Here is an 8,985-nt window from a genome sequence, read left to right as displayed (position 1 = left end):
TGGTGTCAAAAGAGAACATCCCCCGGCAAGCAAAAACCTCCCCCGCGGAGCGCAGCGAGGCTGAGGGGGTAGCTCTTCCGCAAATCACGCAAAAAAGCCGCTGCACCCAGCGCGGCGCAGCGGCTTGTATACAACATAAAAGTATCTCAGTTTTTCTTTGCAGCGTAGAACGCCCGCCGCGCCTTGAAGTAGCACTGGGGGCACATGCTGACGTACTGCACATCGTTTTCAAGGTCGATGGCTACCTGTTCGCCTTCAAAGACGAACTGCCCGTTCACCTTGCGGCAGTTGCAGATGGCTTTGCGCCCGCAGGTGCAGATCGTTTTCATCTCCTCGATGGTGTGTGCCAGCTCCAGCAGACGGGTAGAGCCCGGGAAGCCCTTGAGGGAAAAATCTGCCCGCAGACCGTAGCAGATCACCGGGATGTTCAGATCTACCGTGATCATGAACAGCTGCTCGGCCTGCTCCGGGGTAAAGAACTGGCTCTCGTCGCACAGCACACAGGCCAGCGGGCCAGAAGCATCGTTTGCCGCCTTCACGGCTTCGAACACGTCCAGCTCCGGCGGGATCAGCAGGTCTGCTTTGCGGCGCACGCCCAGACGGCTCACCAGCTCCCCGCCGCCCTTGGTATCCACCTGCGGCTTCAAAATGAGCACCTTCATGCCCTGCTCTTCGTAGTTGTGTGCCACCTGCATCAGCGCCGTGCTCTTGCCGCTGTTCATGGCACCGTAGCGGAAATACAATTTTGCCATGCCGTCACTCCTGATTGCGCAGACGGTAGCCCAAGCTCATCAGGCTGTCGCCCAGATGGACGTTTTCCACCACCACATCGGGGTAAGGCACCGACAGATCATAGTGGGAGAAGTTCCAGAAGCCCTCGATGCCCAGGTCCACCAGCCGTCCGCTCACCTGCTGTGCACCATCGCGGGGGACGCAGAGCACCGCCACCTTGGGCTTGTTTTCCTCACAGAAGGCCTCCAGCTCGTCAATGTGACGGATGCGGATACCGCTGATCTCCTTGCCCACCTCGTTTTCGGCCACATCAAAGGCCGCGATCAGCTTGTAGCCGTTGGTGTCGGTGGTGATAAAGCGGCTCACCGCCTTGCCCAAACGGCCGCAGCCGATCAGAATGGTGGGCAGACGGTCGCCGTTGCCAAACAGCAGGCTTTCCAGAATGGAAAGCAGGTTCTCCACCGAGTAGCCGATGCCCTGCCGTCCGTTCACGTCACCGATGCAGTTGAAGTCCTGCCGCACCTGCGAGGCGGTGGTGCCCATCTGGGAAGCCAGCTCCCGGGAGGAGATGCTGGTAATGCCGTCGTCCTGCAAGGAGCGCAGATACCGATAATATTTGGGGAGACGCTTGATCACAGGGATCGATGCTTTTTGGGGGGTGTTCATAGGAAAATTCTCCTTTCTGCCCAACGCGCTGCAGCTTCTGCCGCCATGCAAGGGGCTTCTTTGCGCGCAGAGAGATGTTCCGTTTTATCCTGTTATATTATTTAAAGTATACAGCATGAAAAGCGAATGTCAAATACCTATTTATAAAAAAGCAAAAAATTCACAAAGTTTTTTGTTTCTTTTCTCCTGTATACTTCCCTGGATGCCGGGGGATACTGACCCCACAAAGACCCCGCTACGGAAGGAGAACGCGCATGGATACGGCAAAAGACACCCCCGCAGAGCAGCACCGGATGGAAAAAGAGGATATCGAGGATCTGGGCACGGTCACCCTGAGCCGGGGCGGTCATGTCATCCACTGCCTGACCGTCATCGGCCAGATCGAAGGGCACACCGAAGCGCCGCAGGGGCAAAAGACCACCAAGTACGAGCACGTCATCCCGCAGCTGGTGGCGGTGCAGGAGGACCCCCGCATCGAGGGGCTGCTGGTGCTGCTGAACACGGTGGGCGGCGATGTGGAGACCGGTCTTGCACTGGCAGAGCTGATCGCCAGTATCTCCAAGCCCAGCGCCACGCTGGTGCTGGGCGGCGGACACTCCATCGGCATCCCGCTGGCGGTCAGCGCGCGGCACAGCTTTATTGTCCCCACCGCCACCATGACAGTGCATCCGGTGCGGCACTCCGGGCTGATCTTAGGCGTGCCGCAGACCATGCACTGCTTCGAGCAGATGCAGCAGCGCATCACCGGTTTTGTAGCCGCCCACAGCGGCATGCCGGAAAAGCGCTACACCCAGCTGATGCTCCACACCGGGGAACTGGTCATGGACATGGGCACAGTGCTGGACGGACGCCGCGCCGTAAAGGAAAAGCTCATCGACGAGCTGGGCGGTCTTTCGGACGCGCTGGCGTGGCTGTACAGGGAGATCGAGCGGGAATAATAAAAACAACATTATGGTTTGCCATTTTTGCCCTTGCGTGGTACAATAGTAGAATCAATTATTGTGTCTATGGGAAGTTGGGGAACAGAGTAGAATGGCAACAAAAAAACGAAAATCAACGAAACGGCGTACTGCTGCCCGCCGTAAAAAGGCAGAACAGCGGCTCCCGGCAGGGCTTGGCACCCTGTTCGGCGGCCTGCTGCTGATGGTGCTGGCCTTCGTGCAGGGCGATTCCGCATGGCGGGTGCTCCACGATGTGCTGTTCGGGCTGTTCGGCTGCGGCAGCTTTGTGCTGGGTGCAGCCGTGTGCTGTCTGGCCGTTTTGTACACCCGGGGCGAGGAGCTGCTGTCCCGCATCCTCAAGCTGGTGCTGGGGCTTATCTTTGTCTGCGGCACGGTCATCGTGTTTTCCGATATCCAGCCGCAGGGACTGTCGGCGCTGCAAATGCTTTCTGCCTGCTACGCCAACGGTGTCAGCGCATGGCTTTCCGGCGGCGCAATGGGCTTTGTGCTGGGCGGCGTGCTGCTTTTGCTGTGCGGTCGCCCGGCGGCAAACCTCATCATGGTCGTGCTCTTGCTGTGCGGCAGCCTGTACATTTTTGATGTCACCCCCGCCGAGGTCTGGGTCTGGCTGTGCGCCGTCACCGGCGGAATCCGCGCCCGCGGCTCTGCCTTTGCAGAGCAGAGCGCTGCCCGCCGCGCCGAGCGTGCCGCCATTCGGCAGGCAGAGCGGGAGATCGACGAGGAATACGACGAAACCGAGGACGAGCCGCTGGACGAGGAGGACGAGCCTGCCGGGCCGCATCTGGGGGTACCGGACTGGATGTCCGGCGTGCTGCGCTGGGGGCATAAGGTAACGCAGGAGATGGAAGCAGACGCTGCGGACGCCGAAGCTGCGCCCGCCGCCCCTGCCCAGCCGGAGCCTGCCGCGCCGCCCATCACCCCGGTGCGGGTCAGCGTTGCGCGTCCCCGTGCCGCCTTTGACGTAGACCTTGGCCCCGACCACACCGCCCTTTCCGAGGGCGGCAGCGAGCCCATTGAGCCGCTGATCGTCGGGCCGGGCGGCACCTTCGGGCAGGATCCGCTGCGTTCTGCGCCCAAACCCACGCCGCCGCCCATCGTGGCAGACCCGGTAGTCACCGCTGCGGCAGATTTCTTTGCCAAAGATGCCCCCCAGCCGGAAGAGCCCGCCCCTGCCCCTGTTTTTGATACTTCCATCGTCCAGCCGGCAGCGCCGGTGGTGCAGCCACAGATGCCGCAGCCGCCGGAAGCTGCACCCATCCAGCCCGCCGTGCCCCGGGTGAGCGCCGAGAATGCTGTGGCGTTCCGCTCTGCGCCGGACGAGGACGGCTGGATCAGCATCACCGCCGAACCGGTGGAGGAAAAGGACATCAACTCGCTGGTGGCAGCGGCCATGGAAAAGCCCGCCGTCTCGGAGCAGGCAGCTGCCACCGCCCCCACCGAGGAAGCCGAGCCGGTGGACAGCTACGAGTACCAGTACCCGCCCATCGAGCTGTTTGAAAAATCGCAGGAGGAAAGCGACCCCGGCGCACAGGAGGAGCTGAAGGCCAACGCCCAGAAGCTGGTTGACACGCTGGAAAGCTTCGGCGTGCGCACCCGGGTGCTGGATATCTCCCGCGGCCCCTCTGTTACCCGGTACGAGCTGCAGCCCATGGCGGGCGTGAAGATCAGCCGCATCACCTCGCTGGCGGACGATATCGCCCTGAACCTCGCGGTGGCAGATGTGCGTATGGAAGCCCCCATCCCCGGCAAGCCCGCCGTGGGCATCGAGGTGCCCAACCACAAAAAGACCCCTGTGTACATCCGCAGTATCTTTGAAAGCCAGAGCTTTCTGCGCATGACCTCGCCGCTGGGCATCGCCCTTGGCAAGGACATTGCCGGTGTGGCGCAGGTGACCGACCTGTGCAAGATGCCCCACCTGCTCATCGCGGGCAGCACCGGCAGCGGTAAATCCGTGTGCGTGAACAGCATCATCATGAGCCTGCTGTTCCGCTCCAGCCCGGAGGACGTAAAGCTGCTGCTCATCGACCCCAAGGTGGTGGAGCTGGCCGAGTATAACGGCATCCCCCACCTGCTGATGCCCGTGGTCACCGAGCCCCGCAAGGCCGCCGGTGCACTGGGCAGCGCGGTGCAGGAGATGGAGCGCCGCTACCGCCTGTTTGCGGAGAACAACGTGCGCGATATCAAGTCCTTCAACAAGCTGGCTGCCGAGCAGCCGGAGCTGGAAAAGATGCCCTACATCGCTATTATCATCGACGAGCTGGCCGACCTGATGATGGTGGTGGGCAAGGACGTAGAGGATTCCATCTGCCGCATCGCCCAGAAAGCCCGTGCCGCCGGTATGCACCTGATCGTTGCCACCCAGCGCCCCAGCGTGGACGTGATCACCGGCCTGATCAAGGCCAACATCCCCAGCCGCATCGCCTTTGCGGTGTCCAGTCAGGTAGACAGCCGCACCATTCTGGACGGTGCCGGCGCAGAAAAGCTGCTGGGTCAGGGCGATATGCTCTTTATGCCCGTGGGCGCACCCAAGCCCACCCGTATTCAGGGCACCTTTGTGCGGGATGAGGAGATCAGCCGTGTGCTGGACTTCATCAAATCCAGCGCCACCGTGCAGTACGACGAGGCCATGATCGAGGCCATGGAAAAGCACGCCATTCAGGACGGCAAAAAGGGCGGCGGCGGTGCCGACGCCGAGGAGGACGCAGGCTCCGACCCCATGTTCAAGCAGGCCGTGGATGTGGTCATCGACGCCGGTCAGGCTTCCACCAGCCTGTTGCAGCGCCGCTGCAAGCTGGGCTACGCCCGCGCCGCCCGCATCATGGACGAGATGGAGCAAAAGAGCATCATCGGCCCCTACGAGGGCGCAAAGCCCCGCGCCGTGCTCATCAGCCGCCAGCAGTGGCTGGAAATGCAGATGAACCAACCGGAGGAATAATAAAGGAGCATTATGGAACATTCTACTCCCCAGATCTACACCGAATTTCTTCCCATCAGCCGGGCGGACATGGAAGCCCGGGGCTGGGAGCAGCTGGACTTTGTGGTGGTAGGCGGTGACGCCTATGTGGACCACCCCAGCTTTGGCACCGCCATCATCAGCCGCCTGCTGGAAGCCGAGGGCTACAAGGTGGGCGTGTTGGCACAGCCCCGCTATACCGACTGCGAGGACTTCAAGCGGTTCGGCAAGCCGAAGTACGGCTTTTTCATCGGCGGCGGCAACGTGGACAGCATGGTCAGCCACTATTCCGTGGCAAAAATTCCCCGCGCCGAGGACGAATACTCCCCCGGCGGCAAGGCCGGTGCCCGCCCGGACCGCAGCGCCACCGTGTACACCAAGCTTGCCAAGCAGGCTTACCCCGACCTGCCGGTGATCTTAGGCGGTCTGGAGGCCAGCCTGCGCCGGTTTGCCCACTACGATTACTGGCTGGACACCGTGCTGCCCAGCATCGCCGAGGACTCCGGCGCGGATCTCATCAGCTTTGGCATGGGCGAGCACCAGACCGTGGAGATTGCCCGCCGTCTGGCCGCCGGGGAGCCGGTGGAGACCATCACAGACGTGAACGGCACCTGCTACCTGACCGATTTCGACCACCTGCCCCAGCGGTATGTGGAGTGTGCCGGTTTTAAAAAGGTGGCCAGCGATAAGACCGCCTACGCCAAGGCCTGCCGCATCCAGATGGACAATCAGGACGTGGTCAGCGGTCAGATCATCGTGCAGAAGCAGAGCGAAAAGTATCTGGTGCAGAACATCCCCGCAAAGCCGCTGGTGCGCGGAGAGCTGGACAAGGTGTACGCCCTGCCTTACACCCGCCGGTACCACCCCATCTACGAGAGCATGGGCGGCGTGCCCGCCATCCGCGAGGTGCAGTTCTCCATCATCCAGAACCGCGGCTGCTTCGGCGGCTGCAACTTCTGCGCCATCCAGCTGCATCAGGGGCGGCGGGTCACCAGCCGCAGCGCCGACAGCATCGTAGAGGAAGCCGAGCGCATGACCCACGAGCCGGATTTCAAGGGCTACATCCACGATGTGGGCGGCCCCACCGCAAACTTCCGCTTTCCCTCCTGCCGTGAGCAGATGCTGCGCGGGATGTGCACCGGCGGCAAACACTGCCTTGCCCCCACCACCTGCTCCCACATGATCGTGGATCACAGCGACTACCTTAAAATTCTGCGCCGGGTGCGGGAACTGCCGGGCGTAAAAAAGGTGTTCATCCGCAGCGGCATCCGGTTCGACTACCTGATGGCTGACCCGGACGATACCTTCTTTAAGGAACTGGTGGAGTACCATGTGTCCGGCCAGCTGAAGGTCGCCCCGGAGCACTGCGCCCCCAACACCCTTGCCTACATGGGCAAGCCGCCCATCGAGACCTTCAACAAGTTCAAGGATAAGTTCTACGAGCTGAGCAAGAAGGCGGGCAAAAAGCAGTATCTGGTGCCCTACCTCATGTCCAGCCACCCGGGCAGCACTCTGAAGGACGCGGTCTATCTGGCCGAGTACCTCTATAAGAACCATATGCGCCCGGAGCAGGTGCAGGACTTCTACCCCACCCCCGGCACCGTAAGCACCTGTATGTTCTACACCGGCCTCGACCCCTACACCCTCAAGCCGGTGTTTGTGGAAAAGACCCCCGAGGGCAAGGCTTTACAGCGTGCACTGCTGCAGTACTACGAGCCCCGCAACGCGGAAAAAGTGGTCAAGGCCTTGCAGCTGACCCACCGGGAGGACCTGATCCCCCTGCTGGTGCCCGCCGTCGGCCGCCGCGCGGTGCAGCGCACCGCCCGCCGAGCAGAGAGCGCCGAGGTGACCATCCACAACGATGGCACCTATACGGTACACCCCAGCCAGAAGGGACGCAGCACCGGCAAAAATGCCCGTGCCGCCGCCCCGGCAGGCCGTCAGCCCAGCCCGGGCGCGCGCTTTGCGCCCAACTCTGCGCCCGGCCACAAACCCAAGAATAATCAACAGAAAGAGGCCGCAACGTGGAAAACCGGAAAGAAGAAAAAGTAACCCTGCTCCCCCGCCGCCTGTTCCTGCGGCTGGCTGCACTGGCGCTGGCCGCTGTGCTGGCGCTGGGGCTTACCGCCTGTGACAGCAGCGGCGGACACATCGTCAAGCCCTCCACCGGGTCAAGCCAGCCCTTTGAGATGCACTTCATTGACGTAGGACAGGCGCTGAGCGTACTGGTGGAGTGTGATGGACAGTTCATGCTCTACGATGGCGGCAATGTGGACGACGGCAGTCTGGTGGTATCCTACCTGCAAAAGCAGGGGGTGGAGCAGCTGCAATATGTGTTCTGCTCCCACGCTCACGAGGACCATGTAGGCGGGCTTGCCGCCGTAATGGCAAAGTTCCCGGCGGGGCACGCTTACAGCCCGGTGACCGAGAGCAGCACCAAATGCTTCAACGATTTTGTCAAGTATACGCAGCAGCAGGGTCTGCAGCTGGAAGTGCCCTCCGTGGGCACCGTCTGGCCGCTGGGCAGCGCCACCGTCACCATGCTTGGCCCGGTAACGCAGTACAGCGAGACCAACAACACCTCGCTGGTGCTGCGCATCGACTACGGCAACACCAGCTTTCTGCTGACCGGTGACATGGAAAATACCGCTGAGGCCGACCTTGTGAACAGCGGTGCCAACCTGAAAGCCGATGTGCTGCAAGTAGGGCACCACGGCTCCAGCACCAGCACCGGCTACCTGTTTCTGAACGCTGTTCTGCCGGAAATGGGCATCATCTCCTGCGGCGCAGGCAACAAGTACGGCCATCCCCACGAGGAGACGTTAAGCATTCTGCGAGACGCAAAGGTGGACGTCTACCGCACCGACCTGCAAGGCACCATCACCATTGGCAGCGACGGTCAGAACTTCACCGTGGGCACCGAGCGCTTTGTGCCGGACAGCCAGCTGAACCCCACCGACCCGTCGTCCTCCAGCACCGCGCAGCAGGCGTACATCGGCAATGTGAACAGCAAAAAGTTCCACCTGCCCACCTGCGCAAACCTGCCTGCGAAAAAGAACCAAATCCTCTTTTCCAGCTATGACGAAGCCATTGCCGCAGGCTATACCCCCTGCGCAAGCTGCATCAAATAAAGCTTTGCTTTCAAAATACCGGAGTGTCTGCGGATGCTCCGGTATTTCTTTTTACACTGGGCAGCCCCTTGGGGATGCCTGCCGGAAGAGGCAAAGCCTTTCTATAAACTCTATTACCACTATGGATTTTTGAACAGTGAGAATTTTTAATCGTATCTTCGTTTATTTCATCATTGTTCAAGATGAACAGTGAGCAAAAAAAGCGCCCTTTTCTGCGTTTTGGCTTTTCTCATTGTTCAAACCCCCCTGACTTTTGAACAGTGAGAGATATAACGTGTAATCGTCGTTTATTTTCTTGCAAGGCTGAAAAGCCACCGAAAGCTGCGCCTTTCTGCGCATTATTTCTTCACTGTTCAAAACCCTCTGTGTATCATAGGGGACTTTTGAGCAGTCACTCTTACCGGGGCGGGACGATTTCAAATGCCGCTTCTGCCGCGCTCCGCAGGGAAGGTTTTTGCATGCCGTCAGCGTGCAGGGACGCTCCGCTGGGCCAGAGGCAGGGAGGGGTGTTCCGACTCCCCCCTCCCTACCTCTGGACTCC

General features: G+C 60.9%; 6 protein-coding genes. 4 read left to right on the top strand and 2 right to left on the bottom strand.

The genetic code is table 11. The features are described 5' to 3' along the window. Positions 1-146: 146 nt before the first annotated feature. Both WMO44_RS13955 and WMO44_RS13950 read right to left on the bottom strand, forming a co-directional pair. The gene (locus WMO44_RS13955; protein ID WP_055187050.1) at positions 147-752 is read right to left on the bottom strand and encodes a thymidine kinase; all 606 of its coding nucleotides are present in this window, start codon (positions 750-752) and stop codon (positions 147-149) included. A 4-nt stretch (positions 753-756) separates the two neighbouring features. Beyond that, complete coding sequence (locus WMO44_RS13950) at positions 757-1,398, bottom strand: redox-sensing transcriptional repressor Rex (RefSeq protein WP_055187049.1); 642 nt, start codon at positions 1,396-1,398, stop codon at positions 757-759. A 254-nt stretch (positions 1,399-1,652) separates the two neighbouring features. Here WMO44_RS13950 and WMO44_RS13945 point away from each other — a divergent pair, with 254 nt between their 5' ends. The 4 genes from WMO44_RS13945 (at position 1,653) to WMO44_RS13930 (ending at position 8,444) form a co-directional block, all read left to right on the top strand. After that, positions 1,653-2,336: a ClpP family protease gene (locus tag WMO44_RS13945; protein ID WP_316544703.1), complete on the top strand. Its 684-nt coding sequence runs from the start codon at positions 1,653-1,655 to the stop codon at positions 2,334-2,336. A gap of 94 nt (positions 2,337-2,430) precedes the next feature. Then, a complete protein-coding gene (locus tag WMO44_RS13940) occupies positions 2,431-5,295 on the top strand; it encodes an FtsK/SpoIIIE family DNA translocase (protein WP_349152936.1) in 2,865 nt (954 codons plus the stop codon). Between the two features lie 12 nt (positions 5,296-5,307). Next, positions 5,308-7,365, top strand: a complete 2,058-nt coding sequence (locus WMO44_RS13935) for a YgiQ family radical SAM protein (RefSeq protein ID WP_117928708.1) — start codon at positions 5,308-5,310, stop codon at positions 7,363-7,365. Beyond that, a complete protein-coding gene (locus tag WMO44_RS13930) occupies positions 7,338-8,444 on the top strand; it encodes a ComEC/Rec2 family competence protein (RefSeq protein ID WP_349152935.1) in 1,107 nt (368 codons plus the stop codon). The genes WMO44_RS13935 and WMO44_RS13930 overlap by 28 nt, the downstream gene beginning before the upstream one ends. The last annotated feature ends 541 nt before the right edge of the window (positions 8,445-8,985 follow it).

Origin of the sequence: Faecalibacterium tardum (assembly GCF_040096515.1) — a bacterium.
GTDB lineage: Bacteria > Bacillota > Clostridia > Oscillospirales > Ruminococcaceae > Faecalibacterium > Faecalibacterium tardum.
The sequence above is the reverse complement of the archived record's forward strand: the minus strand, read 5'-3'. Positions and strand labels throughout refer to the sequence as shown.